Origin of the sequence: Streptomyces sp. NPDC057002, from assembly GCF_042673825.1 — a bacterium.
Classification (GTDB): Bacteria; Actinomycetota; Actinomycetes; order Streptomycetales; family Streptomycetaceae; genus Streptomyces.
This window is the reverse complement of the sequence record NZ_JBHURZ010000002.1, coordinates 208,722-233,449: the sequence shown is the minus strand read 5'-3', so window position 1 is coordinate 233,449 and position 24,728 is coordinate 208,722. Positions and strand designations below refer to the sequence as shown.

Below are 24,728 nucleotides of genomic sequence, written 5' to 3'. Positions count from 1 at the left end.
TTCGGGCATTTCACTAGGCGCTGCGGCGCCAACGGGCCGCGGACGCGTCACGCGGCCTCGAGCCCGCATTCGGCCCAGATGACCTTGCCCTCCGGGAGGTAGCGCGTGCCCCAGCTCCGCGAGAGCTGCGCGACGAGGAACAGTCCGCGTCCGCCCTCGTCCGTGCTCGCCGCCCGGCGCAGGTGCGGAGCGGTGTTGCTGGCGTCGGAGACCTCGCAGATCAGGGCGTGGCCGTACAGCAGGCGCACCCGGATCGGCGCGGCCCCGTGCCGTATGGCATTGGTGAGCAGCTCGCTCAGGATCAGCTCCGCGGCGAAGGCCGTCTCCTCGAGCCCCCACTCGGTCAGCCGCCTCACGGCGTCCGCCCGGACCTCGCCGACGAGTGCCGGGTCGGCGGGCAGCTCCCAGGCCGCGATCCGGTCGGGGTCCATGGCGTGGACGCGGGCCACGAGCAGGGCGATGTCGTCGTGCGGGTGCGCGGGCGCCACGGTGTCCAGGACCGCCTGGCAGGTGTCCTCGGGTGCGCGCTCCGGGTGGGCCAGGGCCGTGCGCAACTGCTCCAGGACCACGTCGACGTCCCGGTTCCGGTCCTCGATGAGGCCGTCGGTGTAGAGGACCAGCTGACTGCCCTCGGGGAGGTCGACCTCGACGGCGTCGAAGGGCAGGCCCCCGAGCCCGAGCGGGGGCCCGGCCGGGAGGTCGGGATAGGTCACGGTGCCGTCGGGGTGGACGAGCGCGGGCGGCGGGTGCCCGGCGCGGGCCATCAGGCACCGCTGCGAGGCAGGGTCGTAGACGGCGTAGAGGCAGGTCGCGCCGATGACCCCGGCTCCCTTGCCGTCGGGGTCCTCCCGGTCCAGGCGCCCCACGAGGTTGTCGAGGTGGACGAGGACCTCGTCCGGGGGGAAGTCGAGCTCGGCGAAGCTGCGCGCGGCGGTGCGCAGCCGGCCCATGGTGGCCGCGGAGAGCATGCCGTGGCCGACGACGTCCCCGACGAGGAGCCCGACGCGGGCACCGGAGAGGGGGATGACGTCGTACCAGTCGCCGCCCACGTCGGACTCGGCGGGCAGGTAGCGGTGGGCGACCTCGACGGCGTCCTGGTCGGGCAGACCGTGCGGGAGGAGCCGGCGCTGGAGGGCCAGGACCATGGTGCGTTCATGGGTGTAGCGCCGGGCGTTGTCGATGGACAGGGCGGCGCGGGTGGCGAGTTCCTGGGCCAGCGAACAGTCGTCGTCGCCGAAGGAGCTCCCGGCACGGTAGAAGCTGGCGATGCCCAGGAGGACACCGCGGGCGAGCAGGGGCACCGCGATGAGCGAGTGGACGTGGGCCAGCAGGCGCGCGGTGTGCTCGGGGTCCTGGGCGAGCCAGCCCGCGGCGGCCTTGAGATCCGGTTCCAGCACCGGCTCACCGGTGTTCAGGCAGCGCAGCTGGGGCGAGGTCGGACCGAAGTCGATGCGCTTGCCGGGCGGGGTGAAGGGCAGGCCCTCCCGGACTCCGTGCAGCACCGTGCGGCGCAGGTCGGCGAGGGGGTCGGCGGACTCCTCGCCGCGCAGGACGGCCTCGGGCAGGTCGATGGTGACGAAGTCGGCCAGTCGCGGGACCGCCGTCTCGGCCAGTTCCTCGGCCGTGCGGCGCACGTCCAGGGTGGTGCCGATGCGGGCGCTGGCCTCGGACAGCAGCTCCAGGCGCCGGCGCGCGGCCAGGGCGTAGGCCCCGACGTGCGGCTCCCCCAGCATCACGAGCCCTCGGGCCGGGAACGGTGCCTCGCTGGGATCGTCGACGGCGCCGCGGCCGCCGTCGGCCGCGACGGGCCCGCCCGGTCCGGCCGCGGCGGTCTCGCCGAGCCCTGTGACACCCCTTTCGCCGTCGGCCGTGACGGCCTCGCCAGGACCCCCGGTCCCCCGGCCGCCGTCGGCCGCGAGGACCGGGCCGGGCGCGACGACGGGGTGCCCGGACGGCAGGCTGATCGAGGGCCGGGCGGCCAGGGGCGCGGCCGGGACGGCGGCAAGGCCCGGCCGCTCGTCGACCTGATGCGGGAGGAGGAGGGACCCGCTCGCCGGGGAATCGTGCGGCACCGCCTCGATGGCGACGCCCCGCACCCCGGACGCACTCGTCATCGGGCGGCTCACGAGCGTCACCCGCCGGCCGTCGGGCAGCGTCACATCGACGGCGGCCCGCTGTGCACGGGAGATCAGCTCGGCCGCCTTCTCCTTCAGGATCGCCTGATCCCGAGGGTGGAATTCGAGTGCCGGCACCCCCGTCGCGAGGCCGCCGCGCAGGCCCACGGCCGCCTCGGCCCCGGTGGCCAGATACGCCCGCAGCAGCGCGCGCTCGTGCGCGGAACTCTGCCCCAGCAGCCGCTGCTCGATGACCTCGGCCGCCCGGCGGATCGCCGCGGCCAGCGCCGGGCGGTCGAAGCCGCGCGGATAGCCGAAGCACAGGACGCCCTCGATGCGCCCGCTGAGCGGATCACGGACGGGAAGCGCGACGCAGGCGCTCTGCTGGGCGCGTTCCGCAAAGTGCTCGGCGCCGTGGACGCGGATGAGCTGCCGCTCGGCGAGGGCCAGACCGATGCCGTTCGTGCCGGCGACCTGCTCGGCGAAGACGAACCCGGGGACCCGCTGGATCGCCGGCAGATCCCTGGCCATCGCCGGATCGCCGAAGCGGCGCAGCAGGACCGTCCCGTTCGCGTCCGCGACCGAGATGTTGACCTTGCTGCCGGAGAAGGCGGACTGCAGCCGGTCGAGCACGGGAGCGGCCGCGCGGACGATACGGCCCCCCGGGTCGAAGTCCTCCGTATAGGGGAGGTCGGACTCGTCCGCCGACAGGCCCAGGGACCGGCAGCGCTGCCATGAGTTCAGGATGGACGTCCGTACGCCCGTCTCCACGGACTCGCCCTGGAGAAACCGCTCGCGAGGACGGGCGGGCCCCGTGCCGTCAGTCGCACGTCCCGCCGGCTTGGGTTCCTCGCCGGACCGAACCACGCTTCGCCTCACTTGCGCCTGCGATGAATCCGCTCATCGGAAAGAATCGTGCATTGATGAGGATACGGGCATTGCGGGTATGAGTCACGATTCGCTTGGCCCGTCAGGGCAGGCGGCACCCAGCCCCGCGCGGCTCCCGGCATCGGTCAATCCGCGGCCCTGCGCGGGTCTCAAAGTCCAGGGCTACCGGACCGAACCGCGCGCCGAACCCAGGCTGCCCGGGCCCGGGGTCCGGGTGCTACGCACCGATGCGGCGGCGTACGAAGACCGAGAGCTGATCGACGGCCACGACAAGCACCATCACCACCAGCAGATGGGTGGCCATCTCGTCGAACCTGAACAGCTTGATGGACTTGTTGACGAGGAATCCGATGCCGCCGGCGCCGACCAGGCCGAGGACCAGGGACGAGCGGACGTTGACGTCGAATCTGTAGAGCAGCAGGCCCACGAACTGGGGCACAACCGCCGGCAGCACGGCGTGCGCGGCAACCTGCAGACTTGAGGCGCCATTGGCGCGCAGGGCGTCACGGGGGCCCTGGTCGATCTCCTCCATCGCCTCGGCCCACAGTTTGCCCATCACGCCGGTGTTGTGGAACACGAGAGCCAGCACACCGGCGAACGGCCCCAGGCCCACCGCGGTCACGAACACCAGGGCGAAGACGACGTCGGGCACCGCGCGCAGGAAGGACAGCACCGACAGCGCGGCCTGGTACACCCAGCGGTTCGGCGCAGTCGTCCGAGCCGCCGCGAGAGCCAGGGCCAGGGCGAACGGCACCGACAGCGTGGTGCCGAGCAGCCCGATGTACAGCGTGACCAGGGCGGCGTCGATGCTCGGCTTGAGCACCTCGGACCACGACAGATCCGGTGGCAGGGCCTGGCCGATGAAGTCGGCCATTCCGCGCCATCCCTGCGCCAGTGCCGTCGGCGAGAAGTCAGTGCCCCGCCAGGCCAGGACATGGGCGACGACCAGGACGGCAGTGATCGTGAGCGTCACCGGGGACGGCCATCGCCGTCGCGGCGGGGACGGCCGCTCGGCCGGCGTGAGGACATCCGTGCTCATCGGGACTCCTTCCGGGGGAGACGGCGATCAGGGGCGTAGAGGGCGTCCAGGTCGGTCTCGCTCACCTGGCCGGCGGGCGCGTCGAGCGTCACTCGTCCGCCCAGCAGGCCGACAACGCGGTCGGCGTGGCGGCGGGCCAGTCCGGGCTGATGGAGTACGGCGGCGACGGCCAGGCCCTTCTCTCGGGCCAGGTCCGCCAGCAGGGCGACCACCTGTTCGGCCGCGGCCGGATCGAGGGCCGATACGGGCTCGTCCGCGAGGACGATGTCGGCGCGCTGGCACAGCGCCCGCGCGATAGCGACCCGCTGCTGCTGCCCGCCGGACAGCCGCCGGACCGGCTCGGCCGCGCGGTCGGCCAGGCCGACCCGGTGCAGGCATTCCATGGCCTCCTCCCGGAGCGCGGCTGGAAACAGCAGCGGGGTCAGGGAGCATCGCAGCGGGAGACGGCCCAGCGCCCCGGCACAGACGTTGTCCAGCGCGGAACGGCGGCGGACCAGATGGATCTCCTGGAAGACCATGGCCGTGCGCCACCGCAGCCGTGCCCCTTCGGCGCCATGCAGTCCGCCGATCTCACAGCCGTGAATGGCGATGGAGCCGCCGTCCGGGGTCTCCAGCCCGATGATGCAGCGCAGCGCGGTGGACTTTCCCGAACCGTTGGCACCGAGCAGGCTGACGAACTCCCCTGCCCGCAGGTTCAGATCGAACGAATCCAGAACGGACGTTCCGGAGAAGGACTTGCTCAGCCCGCGGACCACCAGCGGCGTGCCCGATGCCGTGGGCCGATCCGTGGCGGAACCCCCAGGTGGGCCGGGGACAGGCTCGCCCGCCCCCGGAACTCCCCGGACGGCTGCCGGCGAGTACGGCGCGTCGTCGGTCGGCATGGCGATCAGACGTCCTTCTCGGTCAGGTCGAGGGCGGATGCGAGCTCGAACAGCGGCTTGTAGGTCTCCTTGGTGACGGCTACCAGCGGGCCGGGCGGGTTGATGTCGAGGAAGGCGCCGACCTCGGCGACATCGTCGGGCTCGAGGTCGACCAGAGCCTTCTTCACCGCGTCCTGGAACTTCGGGTCGAGTCTGTCCGAGACAGTGATCGGGTCGTTCGGGATGGGGGAGGAGGTCCAGATCCGGCGGTACTCGGAGGGGTCGAAGCTGCCCTCGGCCTTCGCTGTCTCCAGCTGTTGGCTGTTGATCTCCGCTGCGTCGACCTTGCCCTTGGTGAGGGCGAGCAGCGCCTCGGGGTGACCGCCCGCGTAGTTGATCTTCACCTTGTCGACGTTCGTGGTCTTCAGCGCGTACCGGGGCAAGGCGTCACCCGAGGTCGAGCCGGGGCTGGAGAGTGCGAGCGACTTGCCCTTGAGGTCCTTGAGAGACTTGACGGGCGAGTCGGCGGGGACCCAGATCCCCCCGGTGTAAGTGCTCAGCGCGCCCTTGGCGTCCGCGAAGGAGACGAGGGCCCGCGCATTGGCCTTCTGGCTGGCGAAGACGTAGCCGAGGGGGCCGAACTGGGCGATCTCGAGCTGTCCGTTGCGCATGGCGAGCACCTCGGCGGAGTAGTCCTCCACGACCTTTAGTTCCACCGGGCAGTCCAGCTTGCTCTCCAGGGCCTTGGCCAGCACCTGGTAGGCGGGCGTGAGCTTGGCCGGGTCCTCGTAGGGCTCGATGCCGAAGCGGATCTTGCCGCCCGGGCAGGAAGCGGCGACCTTGCCGGAGTCCTTGCTGCCGGACGGGTCGGAGCTGCAGCCGGCGCCGAGCAGGGCCAGGGCCGAGACGGCCACGAGGGCCGTCATGAAGCGCGTTGTGCGCATGGTCGTTCTCTCTTCCGGGGGGAGGCGCCGGCTTCCGGGTGGGAGTCCGGCGCCGGCTTCAACAGGGGCGGAACGGGTGTCACGGGTTGCGGTGGGAGTGGGGCGGAGGAGGCTGCCGGAAGAGCGGCGGGCAGCCGGGCGCCGGTCAGCGCAGCAGGTCGTCGAGGACCTCCGGGGCCAGCCCGAGCGCGGTGGTCATGCCGATGCCGGCGGTCACGGAGACCACCCGGACGCCGGGCATGGGCGAGGCGATCAGGAACGGCCGGTCGGCGGCCGCGTAGACGCCGCGCCAGCGTTCCCGGACGGTGAGCCGCTCGGCCCCCAGGAGACGCGCGGTCTCCTTGAGGACGTGCTGGTCGAGGGCCTCCGCTTTGAAGGGATCGAGCGTAGTCGCGTAGGTATGTGTGTCGCCGATGGTCAGATCGCCGCCGGGGCGCTGGGTGAACATCAGGTTGAGCCCGATGTCGATCAGCTCGGGGTGGTCCGCTCCCAGCCGGTCCTGGACCTTCGCCCGGGTCGGGCAGACCCCGAAGCCGTCGTACCGCAGAAGCGAGAAACCGCTGAGCACCGCGGGGTCGATGGCCTGGCCGTGCGGGTCGGCGACGCGGAGCATGTGCAGGGCGCAGCGCCGTACTCCGGCCTGCTCGGCGAGCTCCGGGAAGTGACGGTCGACGTCGTGGCCGACGGCCATCACGGTGCGTCCGGCCCGGATCCGGCCCCTGCTGGTGCCCACCAGGTCCGGTTCGATCGTGTGCGCCGTGGTCGCCCAGTGGAAGCGGACGCCCTGGAGGGCCAGCCGGTCGGCGATCGCGTGGGCCGCCTGGCGCGGGTCGACGCGGATGTCCAGCGGCAGCCAGGCGCCCCCGAGAACCCCGGGGCCGACGGGCATCCGCCGGGCCACCCCCGCCGCGTCGAGCAGCACCACCTGGTCGCCGCCCCGGGCGGCTTGGAACTCCTCGAGCACGGCGTACTCGTCCTCGGCCCGGGCAACCACCACGGTGCCGCTCTCGCGCATCCTCAGTCCGGCCTCGCCGGCCAGTCGCAGCCAGCGGCTCCGTGCCTCGAGCGCGTACCGCAGTGCGTCGCCTTCCTGCGCCGTGAAACAACCGTGCCCGAAGTTGCGCACCGATGCGCCAGTGGCCCGCTCGTCACGCTCGACGACGGCCACGGACATGCCGCGGCGCACCGCGTCCACGGCATGGGCGAGCCCCACGATGCCCGCTCCGACGACCACGAGGTCGGCGGAGCCGAGAGGCTGGTTCCACTGCTGCGCACTTGTCATGACAAGTAAAGTCGCGGACATCGAATCAGTCGTCAAGGCTCAATGGCATGGAGTCATCCACAGTTCATCGAGAGGTCATTTTCGCAGTTCAGAGACTCTCCTTTACGGCAGAAAGCCTTTCCGGACCCCTACACAGCCTGTATGGTCAAGTGTCATGGACGGACCTCTGCACGGGCGTATCGCATCTGACCTGCGACGCCGGATCGCTTCTCAGGAACTGCCACTCGGCGCACCGGTACCTTCCGAATCGCAGTTGTGCGAGCAATGGAACGCCTCCCGCGGTCCGGTCCGGCAAGCGCTCGCCACACTGCGCGCGGAGGGTCTCATCGGCGGCGGCCGGGGCAAGCCGCCGGTGGTGCGCAGCCACGTGACGCCGCAGCCTTTCGAGACCTTCTGGTCGTTCTCGCGATGGGCCGAGGAACTGGGCCGCACGCCGGGCCAGCGCACCATCGAGGTCGCCCGCCGCCCGGCGTCGCCGGAGGCGGCCGACGCCCTCGAACTGGAGGAGGGCGAACCCGTCGTCCAACTCCTCCGGCTGCGGCTTCTTGACGGCGTGCCCGCGATGATCGAAAGAACCACGTTCGTCTGGCCGGTCGGCCACCTGCTTTTCGACTACGACTGCGACTCGGGGTCGATCTACGCCTACCTGAGCGGCCAGGGCGTGGACCTCAGTGTGGCCCGTCATGTGATCGACGCGGTCGCTGCGGACAGCACCGACGCCTCACTACTGACGACCCCTCAAGGAACTCCCCTGTTGCGGGAGCGCCGGCGCACCCGTTCCCTGACGGGCGAGGCCCTCGAGTACTCCGACGACCGTTACCGCCCGGACGTCGTCTCCTTCACCATCGAGAACTCCCAGCAGTCTCCCCCGGCGCTGCTGCGCAGCCCCAACTGACCCTGTACCACCGGGCCCCTGAGCACCCGGGGCCGCCGCACTCCCCTGAGGACAACTCTAGTGTTCGAACTGGTCGTTCTGGATATAGCCGGCACCACCGTCGAGGAGCACGGTCGCGTCTACATCGCCCTCGAGGAGGCCGTGCGCGCCGCGGGAGCGAATCCCGGTCTCGCTGACATACAGCTCTGGATGGGCGCGGACAAACGCGAGGCCATCACCGAAATGCTGACCGATGCCTTCGGTACGGCGCCGGAGACCGCCGTGGTCGACACCGCCTTCGCCGACTTCCGTCGCCGGCTGGAGGCCGCGTACGCCGAACACCCGCCGACTCCCCTGCCAGGCGTCACGGAGGCGATCGCCGCGCTGCGGGGGGCGGGAGTCAAGGTGGCACTCACCACCGGATTCGACCGCGGTGTGACCGACGCGCTGCTCGGCACGATCGGCTGGGACGAGACGGTGCTCGACGCCGTCGTCTGCGTGGACGACGTCCCGGCCGGCCGTCCCTACCCGTACATGATCTTCCGCGCGATGGAGAGGACCGGTGTCCGGGACGTCAGCAAGGTACTCACCGCCGGTGACACGGTCCGCGACCTCGAGGCGGGCACGAACGCCGGCGCCGGCATGGTTGTCGGGGTACTCACGGGCGGTCTGGACGCCACGGCGCTCGGCAAGGTCCGCCACACCCACCTGCTTTCCAGCGTGGCGGACATACCCGCCCTGCTGTCCATCGGCGCACCCCAGCCGGCCGGCCGCTGACGGTGGAACTCCGATGGCCGGGCCGTCGTGGTCGCGGCCCTCAGCAGCAGCGACCTGTGGAAGCACCGCACCTACCAGTCCGGCGGAACCGTCTCGGCCACCGTCCCCGCGCACGGCACCGTGCTCTACCGCCTCTCCGCCGACCGGAACTGGAAGTCCTACCCGCCCGCGGCCGACCTCGTCCTCGACGGCACCACGATTGCCGAGCCGGGCGCCCCGGCCAGGCTGAACAGTGTCTTCACCAACCTCGGCCGCGGCCAGGCCCGTTCGGTGCTGGTCGACGTCGACGCCCCGGAGGGCTGGCGCGTCACGCCCACCTCGAAGCCGTACGACAGGCGGGTACATCCGGGCCAGTCGCTGACCACTGGAGGTCCACGTGGCCAAGGCGCCACCGACCGGCAGCAGCCATGCGAGCGACCCGGACTGGGTCAGCGCGCAGAACGGATACGGGCCGGTGGAGAAGGACAGGAGCAGCGGGAACGAACAACACGGGGACGGCCGGACGCTGACCATCGGCGGCGTGACCTACGCCAAGGGCCTCGGCGTCCACGCCGCGAGCGCGGTCACGTACTACGCGGGCGGCCGGTGCTCCGAGTTCACGGCGCAGGTCGGCTTGGACGACGAGACCGGCCAGGCGGGCAGCGTCGCCTTCGAGATCCGGGCCGACGGCAGGAAGGTGGCCTCGACAGGAACCGTGCCGGCCACGGACCCCGCTCGGACGCTCTCCGCCGCGATCGACGGCGCCCACAGGGGCCGACTCGTGGTGACCGACGCCGGTGACGGCATCCGCTCCGACCACGCCGACTGGGGCAACCCCACCTTCCACTGTTGAGGCGCCCTCGCGACCAGGCCCCTTCCCGGGCGTGACGGCGCGCGTCCGTGCGACCCGGACGCGCCGGTCGCACGAGCCACCTGTTGTTCACGGTTTGGTCGGCTCACCCACACACCGAACCCATAAGTTCTCACCAGCCCCTCTCCCAACTGAGGAGTACCGTGAGCGCCTCTGCTCTGAGCACTCTCACCGCCGCGCTGCTGATGGTCACGGGCGCGTCCGCCACCGCCCCGCAACCGGTCACCGTCTCCGCTCGCGTGGAGACACCCGTCGTGTACGACGACGAGGCGGGCGGCAACGCCGACGCCGACGACCCGGCCGTCTGGGTAGACCCCCGTGACCCCGGCCGCAGCCTCGTGATCAGCACCCTCAAGGAGGCCGGCCTCGATGTCTACGGACTCGACGGCCGGCGCCTGCAGCACATCACCGCGCCCGCGGCGCCCGGCGAGGACGCCGCCCCGGGCCGCTTCAACAACGTCGACGTGGTCTACGGCTTCCCACTGGACGGCAAGAAGACCGACCTGGCCCTGGTCAGCGACCGTGGCCGGGACCGGGTGCGGGCCTACGCGATCGACCCGGCCGCCGTCGCCGCGGGAACGCCCCCGCTGAAGGACGTGACGGCGGCGAACACCGCGCCGGTCTTCTCCACGAGCGAGGCCGAGGTCGACGACCAGCGCACCGCCTACGGACTGGCCGCCTTCAGCGACGACGACCACGCGTACGCGGTGGTGTCCCGCCGTTCGGAGACCCGGGTACGGCTGCTGCAACTGGAGGACCGCGACGGACGCGTCGGCTACCGCACCGAGGACACCCTCGACCTTCCGCGTTCCTTCACCCTGCCCGACGGCGGGAAATGGACGCCGTGCGCCGACCCCGGTGACCACGCCCAGGTCGAGGGCATGGTCGTCGACCAGGAGGAACACGTGCTGTACGCGGCCCAGGAGGACGTCGGGCTGTGGCGGATCGGCCTCGACGACGAGGAGTTCGAGCGGCCGAGGCTGATCGACCGGGTGCGGGAGTACGGCACGCCATGGACCTATGACGCGGAGGAAGAGGAGTGCGTTCTCGACACCGCGAACGACCCGGGCTTCGGGGGTGAGCATCTGAGCGCCGACGCCGAGGGCGCCACGATCTACCACGCCGACGACGGCAAGGGCTATCTGCTCGCCTCCAGCCAGGGCGACAACACCTTCGCGGTTTACGAGCGCCAGGGCCGCAACGCTTACCTCGGTTCCTTCGCCGTCACCGACGGCGCCGCGACCGACGGGGTGCAGCAGTCCGACGGGGCCACCGTGGTCAACGTGCCGCTGGGCCGGACCTTCCCCAAGGGCCTGCTCGTGACCCATGACGGCGAGGCCACACCCGCGGACGGGGACCGGGAGGGCACCGACTTCAAGTTCACCGGCTGGGAGTCGGTGGCCACCGCCTTCCCGAAGCCACTGACCATCGACACCGAGTCGTTCGACCCGCGCGACACGGACTGACCCACCGACCCGAAGCTCGCCCGGATCAAACGCTGACGATCCGGGCGAGGGCGATGAAGCCCAGCGTGGGTTTCAGGCGTTGGACACGCCGGGCGCGGTGCCGGTGCTCTCCCGCACGACCAGATGGGTGGCGAGCTCCATCCGCAGCGTCGGGCCGGGGAGCACGGTGTCCGCGCCCTGCAGTCATCCGCCCAGGCGACGATGTGCCGGACAACCCGACCCTACGCACCAGCGCAAACGATCCGCGGACAACGGCCCTCGGCGCCGGAGCGGTCGCGCTTGAGCAGAGTGGCGGATGGCGTCCGCCCGGTCCGCCGCCGGTACGGGCAGCGCTCATGGTTCTTCCTTCCCGCTCACAGCCACGCCGGCAGCTTCGGTACGTTTCCGCCACCGACGGCATACAGAGGGCCGGGCACGGGACGCCCGGTCGCGTAGGCCGCCAGGCTCGGGAGGTCACCGGTCACCACGACCGTGTCCGCACCGCCGGGCACACCCAGGAGCCAGGTACGACCGCCGCCGTCGGCGCGTAGCTCTACGGGAGGAAATCCCGTGCGAGCCCGGAAGCCGGCTGCCACGTCGTCGACCAGCGCCGCGCACACCTCGCGCGGGACGTCGTCGAAGCCGGTGCCGGTGTTCAGGTCGACGGCGTGAACCCACACCTCCCGCACTCGCATCCAGGGAACCTCCCGGAACGGCACCTGGCGCCCCCTGGCCGTCCGGACGGTCGTCTCCCAGCACGCGTCGGGCAGCGCGGCAAGTTCCCCGGCGAGGCGGCCGTCGGCCTCGACCAGGTCCGCGCGCAGCTCGCCGGCCGGGCAGCGGGCCCCTGCCTCGATCTCGCTCGCGCGGTGGTCGGGGCTCGTGTACATGGGAGTCTCGACACCCGTGCGGGCCCAGTTGAGCAGATTGAGCAGCGCGTCCGCGTTGCGGGCCAGGTGGGCGACGATGTGTGCCCTGCTCCAGCCCGGCAGGTACGAAGGCTCGGCCAGGTCCGGGTCGGTCGCCCCGTGCACCTCGGCCTCGAAGGCGGCCGTGCCCTTGGCGACCCACTCCAGCATCGCGTGCGGCCGGCCGCTCACCGCAGCTCCCCGCGACAGGTGTTGCGGCACTCGCCGATCCCCTCGATCCGGGTGACGAGGACCGACCCGTCCTCCAGATAGCGGGCCGGCTTGCGGGCGTGTCCGACCCCGCCCGGAGTGCCTGTGGCGATCACGTCGCCGGGAGCGAGGGTGACGATCTCGGACACGTAGGCGACGAGCGTGGCCGGATCGAAGACGAGGTCGCCCGTGTCGGCCTTCTGGACCGTGTCGCCGTCCACCTCGCAGGTCAGGCTCAGTCCCCGGGCGGCCACAGCCGGATCGTCGGCGGTCACCAGCCACGGCCCGACGGGCGTCGTGGCCTCGAACGTCTTGCCCTGGTGCCATTGCGGCGTACGGAACTGCCAGTCCCGGGCGCTGACGTCGTTGAGCACCGTGTATCCGGCGATCGCGGCGCGGGCCTGCTCCGGGTTCGCGTGCCTGACCTCGGTCCCGATGACGAGGGCGAGTTCGGCCTCCCAGTCCATCTGCGTGGACGAGGCGGGCAGAACCACGTCGTCGTACGCGCCGACCAGCGCCCGTGCGTACTTGGAGAACAGCGTGGGGTACGGGGGCAGCTCCCGGCCCATCTCCAGTATGTGGTTGCGGTAGTTGAGGCCGACACAGACGACCTTCTCCGGCGCCACGACCACCGGGGCGTAGTCCAGGGCGCCTTCGTACCGGCCGCCGTCGGCGTTCGCGGCGCGCGCGGACCAGTCGGGGTGGCGCAGGAAGTCGACCAGGTCGCTCTCGCCCAGGTCCACGGCGGTGTCCCCGTCGATGCGGACGGCGCGGGTGGCACCGTCGATCCGGATGGTGGCCAGCTTCACTTCTGTTCTCCTCGGGAGGTACGGGCGAGGCCCAGGGCCTCGTAGACGGGCTCGTCACTGAAACGGAACAGATCCACCTGCGTGCGTGCGGCCAGAGCGACCTCGCACCAGGAGGGGACGACGAACAGGTCGCCCTTGGTGACGTCGAAGACCTTGTCGCCGACGTGGGCGGTCGCCTCGCCGTCGAAGACCTGCCAGACCGCCGAGCCGACCGAGCGCACCGGAGCGGTCCGCGTGCCCGCCCGCAGACGTCGCATCTCGGTGCGGATCGTGACCAGGGCGTCCTTGCCGGTGGTGGGGTTGGAGAAGCGGACTCCGGCGTGCCCCGGCTCGAGCACGCCGGCGCCTCCTTCGGACTCCAGCTCCAGCTGCGCGGTGAGGGCGGCGTCGGTGTGTTCCCAGCGGTAGGCGGCCAACGGGGAGTTGGGCCGGTCGGGCTCGCTGATCGGACGCAGGCCCGGGTGGGCCCACAGCCGCTCACCCCGGGAACGCTCGGGCGTGGCGCGGGTGGACAGCTCGTCGGGGCCGAACTCGAAGAAACCGGCGTCCAGTTGTGAGACCAACGGGATGTCGAGGCCGTCGATCCAGGTCATCGGCTCGTCGGTGGCGTTCTGGTGCTCATGGAAGGCCCAGCTCGGCGTCAGCAGCAGATCGCCGCGCCGCATCGCCACCGCGTCTCCGTCGACGTTCGTCCAGACACCCTCGCCGTCCACGACGAACCGGAAGGCCCCCTGACTGTGCCGGTGCGAGGGGGCGACCTCACGCGGCCCCAGGTACTGGATCGCGGTCCACAGCGTGGGTGTGGCGTACGGCAGTCCGGGCAGTCCCGGGTTGGACAGCGCCATCGCCCGGCGCTCACCGCCCCGCCCCACCGGCACCAGCCGCCCGGAGCGCTCCGCGATCGGCAACAGCCGCGCCCACCGCCACAGATGCGGGACAGCGGCAGGCTGCGGCGTCATCGGCATGAGGTCGTCCAGCTGCGTCCACAGGGGTATCAGGCCCGCGCCCTCGAAGTCTGCATACAGCTCGTCGAGCAGTTTCCGCTCGATCGGTTCACCAGCTGTGTCGGTCACTGCAACCTCCCGGGCACGCATGGAGCAGCCCCATCAAAGTGTGCACAGTTTGCCTGTCTCTGGCCGACCTTACGTCGGTGTTTCTCATAGAGGAATCTGCGATCGATATAATTCTTCTGTGCAGAATTCTGAGCGCCCGTCGTATCCCGTGAGTGCGGCCGGCAACGCATTGCGCGCCGTCCGGCTCCTGCACGAGCACGATGAACTGCGCGTGATGGACGTCGCCGACCGGCTCGGGGTCGCACGGTCGACGGCACACCGGATCCTGGCGATGCTCGTGTTCGAGGGGTTCGCGGAGCAGGACCGCCACAAGGTCTACCGGCCGGGACCGGCTCTGCGGGCGATCAGGGGCAGTCGGGCCGCCCCGCCCCCCGACCTGATCACCGTCACCCGCCCCCATCTGCAGCGCCTGGCGGACACCGTCCGCGAGACCACCCACCTGATGGTGCTGGAGGGCAACGGGACCCGGTTCCTGGACGGAGTGGAGGGACCGCAGGCGCTGCGTGTGAGTCACCGCACGGGCACGCTCCTGCCCGCCCACGTGACCTCGGGCGGCAAGGCGCTGCTCGCCGAGCTGCCCGCCGAGCGGCTCCAGGCGCTCTATCCCAATGGACTCCCCGGGGAAGGAGTCAAGGCGCCGGAGGACGTCGAGCGCCTGGCCGCGGAGCTGACGACGGCCCGCCGCACCGGCTGGGCCCTCAATCTCCAGGGGAGCGAGCGGGGTGTGAACGCGGTCGGTGCGTGCGTCCGCGACCGCACAGGTACGGCCGTGGCCGCCGTCGCCGTGGCGGCGCCCTCCGCCCGCTGCCCGAAGGGCCGGCTGACCGAACTGGCCCGACCCCTCCTGCTGGTGGCGCGGGACATCAGTCAGGACCTGTGACCGTCGGGGGCGACAGGGGCACGCGCCTCATGACAACGGCGTGGCCACCGCCCCCGGCGTCACCGGCACCAAGATGCTCTGGGCTCGCCGACTCGTCCGCCGGCCGCCACAGGGCGTCAGGACTGACCGTTGCCCGCGAGCACCAGGGCGGTCCGGGTGGCCGCCGGTTCGTACTCGGGGGCGATGTCCGCCAGCACGCTCAAAGCGGTGCGCGCCAGATGACGGGCGACCACGCGTGCGGCTTCGGCCGGGTCGCTCAGCCGCAGTGCTTCAAGGAGCGCCTCGTGCTCCGCGTACGCCTTGCCCCATGAGGCGGGCGCGCCCAGCTGCGCCAGGCGGATGTAGCGCTCGCTGTGTTCGCCGAGCGATGCGATCATGCGCTGCAGGTGTGGCCCCACCGCCTGGGTGGCGATGCTGTGGAACTCGTGGTGCGCCGCGTGCCATTCGTCCGGCTGGTCGTCGACCACCAGCCCCTGCATGCGCTTCAGGGCGTCGCTCATGCGCTCGATGTCCTCGGCCGTGAACGCCTTGGCCGTCATGCTGACGGCGAGGGTTTCGAGCATGATGCGGGCCCCGTAGACAGCGTCGAGGTCCTCGGGGTCCACCGAGCGCACCCGCGCTCGCTGGTCGGGCCGGGCGTCGATGAGCCCCTCTTCCTGGAGCAGCCGGAACGCCTCGCGCATGGGTGTGCGGCTGACGCCCAGCTTGCGGGCCATCTCGGCCTGGAGCAGTACCGATCCCGGGGGCAGCTCGCCGTTGAGGATCATGGCGCGCAGCCGCCCGTGCACGTCGAGAGCCAGTCGGCGCCCGCCCGCGGCTGTCGCGGGGGCCTCGCCCGACTGCACGGACTCGGCCTGCACCTCGCCCCCGCCGCCGGCCGGACGCCGTTCCTCGCGGGACTCGCTTCTGCTCCTGGTCACGCCGGGAGTCTACCCAGGGTGTATGCAGCCGATACAGAGGCCCCTTTCAACTCCACGGTGAGAGCTGTCGCGTCTGCCCTCGGCCGGGCTCGGAGGAGGCGCGACTGTATCCACCTGCTCGGCGGCCGGACGGTGACCCCCGGCGACTCATCGTTCGAGAACGAGGGCGAGGCCCTGCCCCACGCCGATGCACAGGGTCGCCACACCCACGCCCGAGCCCGCGGCCGCGAGCTGGTGGGCGACGGCCCCGGCCAGCCGCGCGCCGGAGGCGCCCAGAGGGTGGCCGATGGCGATAGCCCCGCCGCGCGGGTTGAGGATCGCGGGATCGAAGTCGGGCCACTCGGCTACGCACCCCAGCACCTGCGCGGCGAACGCCTCGTTCAGCTCGATGACGTCGAGATCGGCGAAGGAGCGGCCCGCTCTGGCCAGCGCCCGGTTGACCGCTTCGACGGGCCCGAGGCCGAAGTACCGGGGGTCGATGGCGGTCACGGCGGAGGCGGTGACCCGGGCCAAGGGTTCACGGCCGGTCGCCCTGAGGCCGTCCTCGTCCATGAGCAGGAGTGCGGCGGCGCCGTCGTTGAGGGGCGAGGCGTTGCCCGCGGTGACGGTGCCCCCCGCAGGGCGGAAGGACGGCTTGAGCTTCGCCATCGCCTCCAGGGACGCGTTCTCACGTACGCACTCGTCGCGGGCCAGGAGCACCGGGTCGCCCTTGCGCCGCGGAACCGGGACCGGTGCGACCTCGGCGTCGTACAGGCCGTCCTGCCAGGCCGTGGTGGCCTTCTCGTGACTGACGAGCGCGTACGCGTCCTGCTTCTCACGGCTGATGCCGTGCTTCTCCGCGATCAGTTCCGCGCTCTCCCCCAATGGGACGGTCCACTGCGGCGGCATCGCGGGGTTCACCATGCGCCAGCCGAGCGTGGTGGAGTACAGCTCGGTGTGTCCGGCCGGGAAGGGGCGGTCGTTCTTGGGCAGGACGTAGGGCGCGCGGGTCATCGACTCGACGCCGCCCGCCACGGCGACGGACGCGTCGCCGAGCGCGATGGCCCGCGCGGCCTGGACGACGGCCTCCAGCCCTGAGGCGCACAGCCGGTTGACGGTGACACCGGGCACGGTCACCGGCAGACCGGCCAGCAGCGCCGCCATACGCGCGACGTTGCGGTTCTCTTCGCCGGCCCCGTTGGCGTTGCCGAGGAAGACGTCGTCGACCCGCGCCGGATCGAGGCCGGGAGAACGGTCGAGCAGGGACCGTACGACGTGGGCGGCCAGGTCATCGGGGCGCACGGCCGCCAGGCCACCGCCGTACCTGCCGACCGGCGTGCGCACGGCGTCGACGACATAGACAGCACGCGGGTTCATCGGTCGGTCCCCTCCGCGACATGGATCCGCGGCCCGGTGAGTTCCCGCACCTGGTCGGCGGTGACGCCGGGGGCCGTCTCGACCAGTACGAGGCCGTCGTCGGTCACGTCCATGACGGCGAGGTCGGTGATGACGCGGTGCACGCAGCGCCTGCCGGTCAGCGGCAGGGAACAGTCCTCGACGATCTTGGGGCTGCCGTCCTTGGCGGTGTGGGTCATCACGACGAGGACGGTGCGGGCCCCGTGGACCAGATCCATGGCGCCGCCCATGCCGGTGACCAGCCTGCCCGGGACCGCCCAGTTCGCCAGGTCACCCGCCGCGGAGACCTGCATGGCTCCGAGCACGGCGACATCGATGTGCCCGCCGCGGATCATCCCGAAGGACAGCGCCGAGTCGAAGAAGGAGGCCCCGGGCAGGACCGTCACGGTCTCCTTGCCTGCGTTGATCAGGTCCGGGTCGACCTCGTCCTCGGTGGGGTAGGGGCCGGTGCCGAGAATGCCGTTCTCGGATTCGAGGGTCACCTCCACGCCGTGCGGGAGGTGATTGGGGATCAGGGTCGGCAGGCCGATGCCGAGGTTCACGTACTGGCCGTCCCGCAGTTCGCGGGCGGCCCGGGCGGCCATTTCCGTGCGGCTCCACGCCATCAGCGCTCCACCGCCCGCTGTCCGCCGGGCACGGAAATCGTGCGCTGTTCGATCATCTTGTCCGCGGCCTCCTGGGGGGTGAGAGCGATGATCCGCTGGACGAAGATCCCCGGCAGATGCACCGCGTCCGGGTCGATCTCCCCGGGCTCGACCAGCTCCTCGACCTCGGCGATCGTCACCCGTCCCGCCATGGCCGCGACGGGGTTGAAGTTCCGCGACGACTTGCCGAAGACGAGGTTGCCGTGCCGGTCGCCCCTGGCCGCGCGCACGAGCGCGAAGTCGGTACGGATAGCGCGCTCCAGGACGTACTCGGTGCCGTCGAACTCCCGCACTTCCTTGGGGAGTGAGGCCAGAGCGACTCCGCCCTGTCCGTCGTACCGCCACGGCAGTCCGCCCTCGGCGACCTGCGTGCCGACGCCTGCCGGCGTGTAGAACGCGGGGATGCCGCATCCACCGGCGCGCAGCCGCTCGGCCAGCGTGCCCTGGGGAATCAGCTCGACCTCCAGCTCCCCGGCCAGGTACTGCCGGGCGAACTCCTTGTTGGCTCCGATGTACGAACCGGTCACCCGGGCTATCCGCCCTGCGGCGAGCAGCACGGCCAGTCCCGAATCCATGGCCCCGCAGTTGTTCGACACGACACCCAGGCCGAAGACCCCGAGGTCGTGGAGCGCCTTGATCAGCGCGTTGGGCACGCCGCTCAGGCCGAACCCACCGACGGCGACCGACGCGCCGTCGCGGATGTCGGCCACGGCCTCGGCCGCCGAGGCAACCACCTTGTCCATGTCAGGCCCGCTCCACGGTCGGCTGAAGGTGCGGTGTGCTCATGCGTTGTTCCTCTGGTGTGGTTCGGCGTTTGCGCCTACATCATCTTTTTCCGGCAGCGCGGGGCGGCGTGTCGCCGTGCTGAGCCCCGCCTCCGCGACGGCTTGCGTCAGCGTTCCCGGCCTGGACCGATCAGGGACGTGAGCGGGCAGGCGGGTCGCCAGTCGGGAGTGAAGCGGCGGCGCAGGCCGGCCACCGCCTCGATGCCGCGCGCGGTCACCTCGGATGAGGTCGACAGGCCGGCGGGCCCCAGGAGGCCGGGGACCGCGGCCCGGACGGCGGCCTGGGGAAGGCCGTGCCGCAGCAGAGCGGCCTCGATGCCCGGTGCGCCGGAGGCCAGCAACTCCTCGGTGCTCCTGCGGCAGACCTCGACGTAGGCACGGGTGTGCCACGCGGTGGCGGCCTCACGCGGGGTGACGACCACGTTGGTGATGAGGTCTGGTGCGACCTGGAGGTGGCCGCCGACGCGGGAGAACCCCTGCTCGGCGGCCAGGACGTCGAACGGCGGGTGCAGTGTGGTCCCGTCCGCGGCGTCCGACAGCAGGGCCTGGAATCTCTGCAACGTACCGCCCACAGGGACGAGCTGGTCGTCGGTCACCGGCGAGCCGGCGACGTCGGCGAGCACGGCGCGCAGCACGAACGCGAAGGCGCTCCGCGCGTTGTCGACCGCCCACCGGTCCGTCGGCAGCGGGGCTCCGCGACGCCGGTGAACCGCGAGTTCGCCGATGCCCTCGGCGCGGACGGCCACCGGATCCCGTTTCAGCAGCCCGCGCAGCAGGTGGTCGGGAGAGGTGTGCGTGATGTCGAAGTCGCCGTCGTTCCAGCCCGCCAGCTGCTGGTCGGAGGAGACCACCTGCACGAGGTTCACCTCCAGCCCGGCCTGCTGGAAGTACTCGCAGTCGATGGCGTGGTGGAGATGCACGCCGCCGGCGCCGGGGAAGACGCCCGCAGTGAGCTGTCGGAGTTGCATGGGGTGGTTCCTTCGAGCCGGAGGGCGGGGGCATCAAGGCCGGCGGACGGGGGCGCTCCGGCGGTCACGGGCGGCGGTCAGGCGGGGTTTTCTTCCTGGTTGGTGATGAAGTCGGCCGGTGCCTCGGGGCTCCAGATGGCGGCCGGGAGGTCCTCCCAGTCGTTCGGCTGCCAGTTCTCGGTGATGCAGTCCATGTCGCTGGAGTACTCGATCCAGCTGCCCCAGGGGTCCTGGATGTAGTGGAAGAGGTTCGATCCGAGGGTGTGGCGGCCCAGGCCCCAGCCCTTCCTGTAGCCCACGGAGGCCATGCCCTGTGCGCCCCTGGCGATCTGGTCGATGTCGGACACCATCCAGCTGGAGTGGTGCAGGCCGGGGTGGTCCGCCGGTACGAAGCCGAAGACATGGTGGTCGCCCGGCCCCGAGTTCATGAAGACGGGCCCGCCGACGATGCGGTCCGACAGGCGCAGCCCGAGCGTGCGGGCGTAGAAGGTCTCGGAGGCGCTCACATCGGAGCTGAAGATCAGCATGTGGCCGAGTCGCTGGGGGCGGGTCGTCTCGGTCGCGGTCAGCCAGCGGGCCTGGTCGATCCGGCGGACCCGGTCGCCGACGTTGGCGTCCTGCGCGTCCGCGGTACCGAACTCGCGCCAGGGGGCGATCCCCTCGTCACGGAGGTTGACCAGGTTGCCCTCGTGATCGCGGAACCACAGCCCGCCGGGCACTTCCTTCGGCGCGTCCAGCAGCTTCAGGCCCAGGCCCTCCAGGTGACTCTGCCACTCGGTCAGTGAATCCGGGTCCACCGCGAAGGCCACGTGGTGCAGCCGCTTGACCGGCCCCTCCGTCAGCACCGTCTGGTCCTGCTCCCGGCCGTCACAGCGGATCACCACCGCGTTGCCGCGCTCCGCCGTCCGCAGTCCGAACGCGCTGTAGAAGTCCGCACCCGTATCGAGCGACGGCACCTGGAGTCCGTAGTGCAAGAGACCTTTGACACGCAACATGTGCACTCCTCATGGTTCTGGTGAACCCGCATCCCGCACGGGCACCGAGGTAAGTGTGTACACCTTCTGCGCTTGACGTCCAGATGCCCGGTGAAACCTTTTCCATTCAGAGCGCACAGCGCCCACCTCAGCGGGGCGCGCGGCCACTCTTCCCCTCCCAATGTGTATGCACTATGGTTCTGCTGCTTCAGAGAGCCGCTTGCCGGAGGACAACATGACACCGCCTGAATGGTCGCTGGTGCAGTACCGGGTCGATGACTCGGAGGAAGTCGCCGTCGGTGCGTACACCGACGGGACCGTGGTCCAGGGGCCGCCCGGGACCGAAGGCCTCACGCTGATGGAGGTGCTGGGCCGATGGGAGTCGCTCGCACCGCTGCTGCGTGACTGGACGCCGGCGGCGTCCGAGGCCGTCGCGGGCGCCCGGCTCGCCCCGCCGCTGACGTATCCCGGCAAGGTGCTCTGCGCGGGCGCCAACTACTGGGACCACATCGCCGAGATGGGCTGCGAACGCCCCGATGAGCTGGGCGACCCGTTCTTCTTCCTCAAGCCGCCGACGACGACCGTCACGGGACCCGGGGACCCGGTGCCGCTGCCCGCCTATCCGGGTGCACGCGTCGACTGGGAAGCCGAACTGGCCGTCGTCATCGGCCGGGGCGGCCGCGACCTCGCGCCCGAACAGGCCATGGACCACGTAGCGGGCTACCTGGCGGCGAACGACATCTCCGCCCGCGACCGGATCAAGTCCGACAAGCCGGTCGCCGAGCCGTTCACCTTCGACTGGGTCGGCCACAAGGGACAGGACGGCTTCTGCCCGCTCGGCCCCGGACTGGTGCCCGCCTGGCGGATCGCCGACCCGCAGAACCTGCGGATCCGGCTCAGCATCAACGGCGTACTGAAGCAGGACTCCTCCACCGCGCAGATGATGGTGAAGATCCCCGAGGTCATCGCGGCGGCCAGCCGCATCTCCCGGCTGGAACCCGGAGACGTCATCCTCACCGGCACACCGGCCGGCTGCGGAGTGCCGCGCGGGGAGTTCCTGGCTGCCGGGGATGACATAGTCGTCGACATCGAGCGGATCGGCCGCCTGGAGAACACGGTGGTGGCGTCATGAGCAACACCCTGACCGTTTCCGAGCTCGGCTGGTCCGAAGCGATGCCGGTTCCGGCAACCATGCGAGCCATGCTCTTCCGCCGGTTCGGGCCGCCCGACGTCCTGGAGCAGGCCACGGTGGAGACACCGCGCCCCGGTCCCGGAGAGGTCCTCGTCCAGGTCGCCGCGGTCGGTATCGGCCGGCTGCTCGACCTCACGGCACGCGCGGGCAACCACCCCTACGCCACCATCGAACCGCCCCACATCCTGGGCGCGGACCACGCCGGCACGGTCGTCGCACTGGGCGAGGACGTGGACTCCGTCCGGGTCGGCGACCGCGTGGCCGTGCTGCCGGGTGTCGCCTGCGGCACCTGCGCGTACTGCGCCGACGGCCGCGAGGAGGTCTGCGACGGCCTGACCGTCATAGGCACCCACCACCCCGGCGCCTACGCGCAGTACTGTGCGGTGCCGGCGCGCAACGTCCACAGGGTCCCGGACGGCATTCCGGCCGCGATGGCCGCCTCGCTCGCACTCCTCGGCCCGGTCGCCGCCAACCAGATGACCCAGGCGGGACTTCGCACCGGGCACTGGGTTCTCGTCCAGGGCGCCTCCTCCGCGCTCGGCTCCACGACGGCCGCCTACGCCCAGCACCTGGGTGCGAAGATCATCTCGACGTCCCGCTCGGCGGACAAGCGCGCGGCCATGGCAGCCGCGGGAGCCGACCTCGTACTGGACACCAACGCGCCGGACTTCGTGCAGCGAGTACGGGAGGCAACCGGCGGTCGCGGTGTCGACATCGCCGTCGACAACCTCGGTGATCCGGCCGTCTGGGACGCCACCATCGACGCCCTCGCCCGCGGCGGCACGGTGGTCACCTCGGGCGCCTTCCTCGGCGGCAAGGTGGGGATCGATCTGCGGCGTGTGTACTCCGACTGCCACCGCATCATCGGCGTACGCACGGGCAACCCGGCAGCGGTGGCGGAGTTGTGGACGCAGGTGGAGAACGGCTTCCGGGCCGTGGTGGACCGCACCTTCCCGATCGCCCGCGCCGCCGACGCCCACCACTACATGGAGGACGACAGCAGCCTCGGGCGGGTGGCGCTCACCGTGCGTCCGGAGGACTGGGACGCGTAGCGGCGCTCGGCGCGCTGCTTCGTCCAGCCACACAACGCAGGGCGCCTGAACCGGACTTACGCCCGGCAGGCGCCCTGCGGCCCATCAGTGAGGCCGATCAGTGAGGATCGCCCGGAGTGCCCGAGCCGGCCAGCCACTTCGCGCCCTCTTCATAGAGGCGTCGCACGACCTCACCCGTCAGCCCCGGCAGTCCGGTCTTCACCGTGAAGCCCGCCTTGGTCTGGAGATAGCCGAGATGGCGGTACCCGACGGGGAAGCGACTCAGCAACTGCGGGTCCAGGCTGAGCGTCGCGGAGGGATCGACCAGGTCGAGACGGTCCTTCTCGTAGATCGGCTGCCGGCGCACGATCTTCCACGCGCCTTCGTGGCGCGCGCAGAAGTCGTAGAAACGCCCGGTGCAGACGACGTCGACCTCGACCCCGTCGACCTCGGCCCTCTGGTTGATGGTCATCTTGGTCTGGGCGATGGCGTGGTCGCCGACGACGTCGGCGGTGTGACCGCCGAGGAAGTGGAGGATGCTGACGCCGTTGTCGAAGGCCTCCCGGCTGATCGCGATGAAGTCCTTCGCCGGACCCTGGAACCAGGTGGCGGTCATCCAGCCGTCGTCGGGATGCCACACGGTGGCGAACCGGTCCCAGTCGCCGGCGTCGCGCCACAGCGCCCAGTCCTCGACGAGCTGACGCAGTTCGCGTCTGTCCGACTCGATCGACATTCCATACCTCCGTCGGTGCCGGGAAAGGAATCCGCAGCGATGAGCGAGATCTCCAGATTCCAGGACGGTAATACCGCGCCGGTAATCAGTCGAATCAGTATTTCGCATGCGATGCATAGGCGAGGTGAATAGCGGGAGTGGAAAACAACACCCGGATCACGAACACCGCTCCCGGCCTGCACCGGGTCGACCTCAATCTGCTCCCCCTGCTCGCCGCCCTCCTCGAGCACCGCAGCGTCACCCGCGCCGCTCAGGCGGTCGGACTGACCCAGCCGGCCATGAGCAACGCCCTGCGGCGGCTGCGGCGCACCCTCGGCGACGATCTCCTGGTCCGGGTAGGCCGCCACTACGTGCTCACCGAGCGCGCCGGCGCGCTGGCCGGACCTGTCACCCTGATCCTGGAGACCGCGGCCAACCAGGTGCTCACGCCTCCGACGTTCGATCCCGCCACCTCGAAGCGCACCTTCCGCATAGCCGCGACCAGTGCCACGGCCCTGCCCTTCCTCCCCGCCCTGAGCGCCATGCTCGCCGTGTCCGCACCGGGTGTCCGCCTGCGCCTGGAACCACCCGAAGGCTCCACGGACCTCACCCGTCGTGACGCGACGGCGGACGTGACGCTGCTGCCGGACACCGTGCCGACCACGCTGCCGAGGGAGCGGCTCTACCGCGAGGACTGGGTCGTGGTCGCCGACGCGAACAACGACCGCATCGGCGCGACACTCACCGTCGACGACCTCGCCCGGCTGCCTCACGTGGTGTTCGAGTGGGAAGGAGGGCGGGTCGGCGCTCAGCAGGCCTTGGCCCGGCTGCTTCCCGATCTCGTCGTCCAGTGCGTCGTCTTCGAGTTCCTGATGATCCCCTCGATGGTGAGCGGCACTCCCATGATCGCGCTGTTGCAGCGCCGGCTGGCCCGGCGTCTGGCGGCCCAGCACGGGCTCAGAGTGATCGAGTCTCCGATTCCGCTGCCGCCGCTCGGAGTCGATCTGGTGTGGAACCCGCGCACTGCCGGCGACCCCGGGCGCACATGGCTCAGGAAACAGCTGATGCGCGCGGTTCATTAGCGATGTGATTACGAAGCATTTCCAGCATTCATTGGACTCATTCCTCGGCTGTACTTAGCGTTCCGGCGAGAC

Annotated in this window: 23 protein-coding genes and 2 pseudogenes; 10 read left to right on the top strand and 15 right to left on the bottom strand. The window is 71.0% G+C overall.

Going from position 1 to position 24,728, the window contains the following annotated elements:
- Positions 1-47: 47 nt before the first annotated feature.
- The 5 genes from ACFT32_RS09210 to ACFT32_RS09190 all read right to left on the bottom strand — a co-directional run bounded on the left by ACFT32_RS09210 (position 48) and on the right by ACFT32_RS09190 (position 7,127).
- Complete coding sequence (locus ACFT32_RS09210; protein WP_382487506.1) at positions 48-2,981, bottom strand: SpoIIE family protein phosphatase; 2,934 nt, start codon at positions 2,979-2,981, stop codon at positions 48-50.
- Between the two features lie 238 nt (positions 2,982-3,219).
- Positions 3,220-4,041 (bottom strand): phosphonate ABC transporter, permease protein PhnE, encoded by an 822-nt coding sequence (gene phnE, locus ACFT32_RS09205; protein ID WP_382487504.1) that lies wholly within the window; start codon positions 4,039-4,041, stop codon positions 3,220-3,222.
- A complete protein-coding gene (locus ACFT32_RS09200; RefSeq protein WP_382487502.1) occupies positions 4,038-4,922 on the bottom strand; it encodes a phosphonate ABC transporter ATP-binding protein in 885 nt (294 codons plus the stop codon). Before ACFT32_RS09200 ends, phnE begins: the two co-directional genes overlap by 4 nt.
- A 5-nt stretch (positions 4,923-4,927) precedes the next feature.
- Positions 4,928-5,845 carry a phosphate/phosphite/phosphonate ABC transporter substrate-binding protein gene (locus ACFT32_RS09195; protein WP_382487501.1) on the bottom strand — a complete coding sequence of 306 codons (918 nt, stop codon included), beginning with the start codon at positions 5,843-5,845 and terminating at the stop codon, positions 4,928-4,930.
- Between the two features lie 145 nt (positions 5,846-5,990).
- Complete coding sequence (locus ACFT32_RS09190; RefSeq protein WP_382487499.1) at positions 5,991-7,127, bottom strand: TIGR03364 family FAD-dependent oxidoreductase; 1,137 nt, start codon at positions 7,125-7,127, stop codon at positions 5,991-5,993.
- Between ACFT32_RS09190 and ACFT32_RS09185 the strand changes: the two are divergent.
- The 6 genes and pseudogenes from ACFT32_RS09185 to ACFT32_RS09160 all read left to right on the top strand — a co-directional run.
- Positions 7,018-7,446, top strand: a pseudogene (locus tag ACFT32_RS09185) (winged helix-turn-helix domain-containing protein); the annotation flags it as partial. The gene ACFT32_RS09190 and the pseudogene ACFT32_RS09185 sit on opposite strands and share 110 nt — an antisense overlap.
- A gap of 48 nt (positions 7,447-7,494) precedes the next feature.
- A complete protein-coding gene (locus ACFT32_RS09180; RefSeq protein WP_382488831.1) occupies positions 7,495-8,022 on the top strand; it encodes a GntR family transcriptional regulator in 528 nt (175 codons plus the stop codon).
- Between the two features lie 60 nt (positions 8,023-8,082).
- The gene (locus ACFT32_RS09175) at positions 8,083-8,778 is read left to right on the top strand and encodes a phosphonatase-like hydrolase (RefSeq protein WP_382487498.1); all 696 of its coding nucleotides are present in this window, start codon (positions 8,083-8,085) and stop codon (positions 8,776-8,778) included.
- Between the two features lie 27 nt (positions 8,779-8,805).
- Positions 8,806-9,132 (top strand): annotated as a pseudogene (locus ACFT32_RS09170) (NEW3 domain-containing protein); the annotation flags it as partial.
- A gap of 22 nt (positions 9,133-9,154) precedes the next feature.
- Positions 9,155-9,610 carry an NPCBM/NEW2 domain-containing protein gene (locus ACFT32_RS09165; protein WP_382487496.1) on the top strand — a complete coding sequence of 152 codons (456 nt, stop codon included), beginning with the start codon at positions 9,155-9,157 and terminating at the stop codon, positions 9,608-9,610.
- A 161-nt stretch (positions 9,611-9,771) separates the two neighbouring features.
- Positions 9,772-11,094 carry a phytase gene (locus ACFT32_RS09160; protein ID WP_382487494.1) on the top strand — a complete coding sequence of 441 codons (1,323 nt, stop codon included), beginning with the start codon at positions 9,772-9,774 and terminating at the stop codon, positions 11,092-11,094.
- Between the two features lie 353 nt (positions 11,095-11,447).
- Here ACFT32_RS09160 and ACFT32_RS09155 read toward each other — a convergent pair whose 3' ends face one another.
- The 3 genes from ACFT32_RS09155 to ACFT32_RS09145 are packed head-to-tail and all read right to left on the bottom strand — an operon-like array spanning position 11,448 to position 14,094.
- A complete protein-coding gene (locus ACFT32_RS09155) occupies positions 11,448-12,173 on the bottom strand; it encodes a maleylpyruvate isomerase family mycothiol-dependent enzyme (protein WP_382487492.1) in 726 nt (241 codons plus the stop codon).
- Positions 12,170-13,000 carry a fumarylacetoacetate hydrolase family protein gene (locus ACFT32_RS09150; RefSeq protein ID WP_382487490.1) on the bottom strand — a complete coding sequence of 277 codons (831 nt, stop codon included), beginning with the start codon at positions 12,998-13,000 and terminating at the stop codon, positions 12,170-12,172. The genes ACFT32_RS09155 and ACFT32_RS09150 overlap by 4 nt, the downstream gene beginning before the upstream one ends.
- Positions 12,997-14,094 (bottom strand): cupin domain-containing protein, encoded by a 1,098-nt coding sequence (locus tag ACFT32_RS09145; RefSeq protein WP_382487488.1) that lies wholly within the window; start codon positions 14,092-14,094, stop codon positions 12,997-12,999. Before ACFT32_RS09145 ends, ACFT32_RS09150 begins: the two co-directional genes overlap by 4 nt.
- Before the next feature lie 97 nt (positions 14,095-14,191).
- On the opposite strand from ACFT32_RS09145, the gene ACFT32_RS09140 reads away from it, so the two are divergent.
- A complete protein-coding gene (locus ACFT32_RS09140) occupies positions 14,192-14,953 on the top strand; it encodes an IclR family transcriptional regulator (protein ID WP_382487487.1) in 762 nt (253 codons plus the stop codon).
- Between the two features lie 116 nt (positions 14,954-15,069).
- Here the strand turns inward: ACFT32_RS09140 and ACFT32_RS09135 are convergent, their stop codons facing one another.
- The 6 genes from ACFT32_RS09135 to ACFT32_RS09110 all read right to left on the bottom strand — a co-directional run bounded on the left by ACFT32_RS09135 (position 15,070) and on the right by ACFT32_RS09110 (position 20,660).
- Positions 15,070-15,873, bottom strand: a complete 804-nt coding sequence (locus ACFT32_RS09135; RefSeq protein ID WP_382487485.1) for a GntR family transcriptional regulator — start codon at positions 15,871-15,873, stop codon at positions 15,070-15,072.
- Between the two features lie 147 nt (positions 15,874-16,020).
- The gene (locus tag ACFT32_RS09130; protein WP_382487483.1) at positions 16,021-17,229 is read right to left on the bottom strand and encodes a thiolase family protein; all 1,209 of its coding nucleotides are present in this window, start codon (positions 17,227-17,229) and stop codon (positions 16,021-16,023) included.
- Positions 17,226-17,873: a CoA transferase subunit B gene (locus tag ACFT32_RS09125; RefSeq protein ID WP_382487481.1), complete on the bottom strand. Its 648-nt coding sequence runs from the start codon at positions 17,871-17,873 to the stop codon at positions 17,226-17,228. The genes ACFT32_RS09130 and ACFT32_RS09125 overlap by 4 nt, the downstream gene beginning before the upstream one ends.
- Entirely contained in the window at positions 17,873-18,655 is a 783-nt protein-coding gene (locus tag ACFT32_RS09120; protein WP_382487480.1) for a CoA transferase subunit A, read from the bottom strand. The genes ACFT32_RS09125 and ACFT32_RS09120 overlap by 1 nt, the downstream gene beginning before the upstream one ends.
- 149 nt (positions 18,656-18,804) lie before the next feature.
- Entirely contained in the window at positions 18,805-19,665 is an 861-nt protein-coding gene (locus ACFT32_RS09115; protein WP_382487478.1) for an ABC transporter substrate-binding protein, read from the bottom strand.
- Positions 19,666-19,742: 77 nt separating this feature from the next.
- Positions 19,743-20,660, bottom strand: a complete 918-nt coding sequence (locus ACFT32_RS09110) for a VOC family protein (protein WP_382487476.1) — start codon at positions 20,658-20,660, stop codon at positions 19,743-19,745.
- Between the two features lie 214 nt (positions 20,661-20,874).
- Between ACFT32_RS09110 and ACFT32_RS09105 the strand changes: the two genes are divergently transcribed.
- Entirely contained in the window at positions 20,875-21,771 is an 897-nt protein-coding gene (locus ACFT32_RS09105; RefSeq protein ID WP_382487474.1) for a fumarylacetoacetate hydrolase family protein, read from the top strand.
- Positions 21,768-22,883, top strand: a complete 1,116-nt coding sequence (locus ACFT32_RS09100) for an alcohol dehydrogenase catalytic domain-containing protein (RefSeq protein ID WP_382487472.1) — start codon at positions 21,768-21,770, stop codon at positions 22,881-22,883. Before ACFT32_RS09105 ends, ACFT32_RS09100 begins: the two co-directional genes overlap by 4 nt.
- Positions 22,884-22,980: 97 nt before the next feature.
- On the opposite strand, the gene ACFT32_RS09095 is transcribed toward ACFT32_RS09100, so the two are convergent.
- Complete coding sequence (locus tag ACFT32_RS09095; RefSeq protein WP_382487470.1) at positions 22,981-23,595, bottom strand: nuclear transport factor 2 family protein; 615 nt, start codon at positions 23,593-23,595, stop codon at positions 22,981-22,983.
- A gap of 137 nt (positions 23,596-23,732) precedes the next feature.
- Between ACFT32_RS09095 and ACFT32_RS09090 the strand changes: the two genes are divergently transcribed.
- A complete protein-coding gene (locus ACFT32_RS09090; RefSeq protein ID WP_382487468.1) occupies positions 23,733-24,656 on the top strand; it encodes a LysR family transcriptional regulator in 924 nt (307 codons plus the stop codon).
- The last annotated feature ends 72 nt before the right edge of the window (positions 24,657-24,728 follow it).

Coding starts and splice junctions, on each gene's coding strand:
- ACFT32_RS09110 (WP_382487476.1), bottom strand. CDS start 20,660: ATGTTGCGTGTCAAAGGTCTCTTGCACTACGGACTCCAGGTGCCGTCG.
- ACFT32_RS09095 (WP_382487470.1), bottom strand. CDS start 23,595: ATGTCGATCGAGTCGGACAGACGCGAACTGCGTCAGCTCGTCGAGGAC.
- ACFT32_RS09105 (WP_382487474.1), top strand. CDS start 20,875: ATGACACCGCCTGAATGGTCGCTGGTGCAGTACCGGGTCGATGACTCG.
- ACFT32_RS09115 (WP_382487478.1), bottom strand. CDS start 19,665: ATGCAACTCCGACAGCTCACTGCGGGCGTCTTCCCCGGCGCCGGCGGC.
- ACFT32_RS09120 (WP_382487480.1), bottom strand. CDS start 18,655: ATGGACAAGGTGGTTGCCTCGGCGGCCGAGGCCGTGGCCGACATCCGC.
- ACFT32_RS09130 (WP_382487483.1), bottom strand. CDS start 17,229: ATGAACCCGCGTGCTGTCTATGTCGTCGACGCCGTGCGCACGCCGGTC.
- ACFT32_RS09100 (WP_382487472.1), top strand. CDS start 21,768: ATGAGCAACACCCTGACCGTTTCCGAGCTCGGCTGGTCCGAAGCGATG.
- ACFT32_RS09200 (WP_382487502.1), bottom strand. CDS start 4,922: ATGCCGACCGACGACGCGCCGTACTCGCCGGCAGCCGTCCGGGGAGTT.
- ACFT32_RS09145 (WP_382487488.1), bottom strand. CDS start 14,094: ATGCGTGCCCGGGAGGTTGCAGTGACCGACACAGCTGGTGAACCGATC.
- phnE (WP_382487504.1), bottom strand. CDS start 4,041: ATGAGCACGGATGTCCTCACGCCGGCCGAGCGGCCGTCCCCGCCGCGA.
- ACFT32_RS09125 (WP_382487481.1), bottom strand. CDS start 17,873: ATGGCGTGGAGCCGCACGGAAATGGCCGCCCGGGCCGCCCGCGAACTG.
- ACFT32_RS09190 (WP_382487499.1), bottom strand. CDS start 7,127: ATGACAAGTGCGCAGCAGTGGAACCAGCCTCTCGGCTCCGCCGACCTC.
- ACFT32_RS09195 (WP_382487501.1), bottom strand. CDS start 5,845: ATGCGCACAACGCGCTTCATGACGGCCCTCGTGGCCGTCTCGGCCCTG.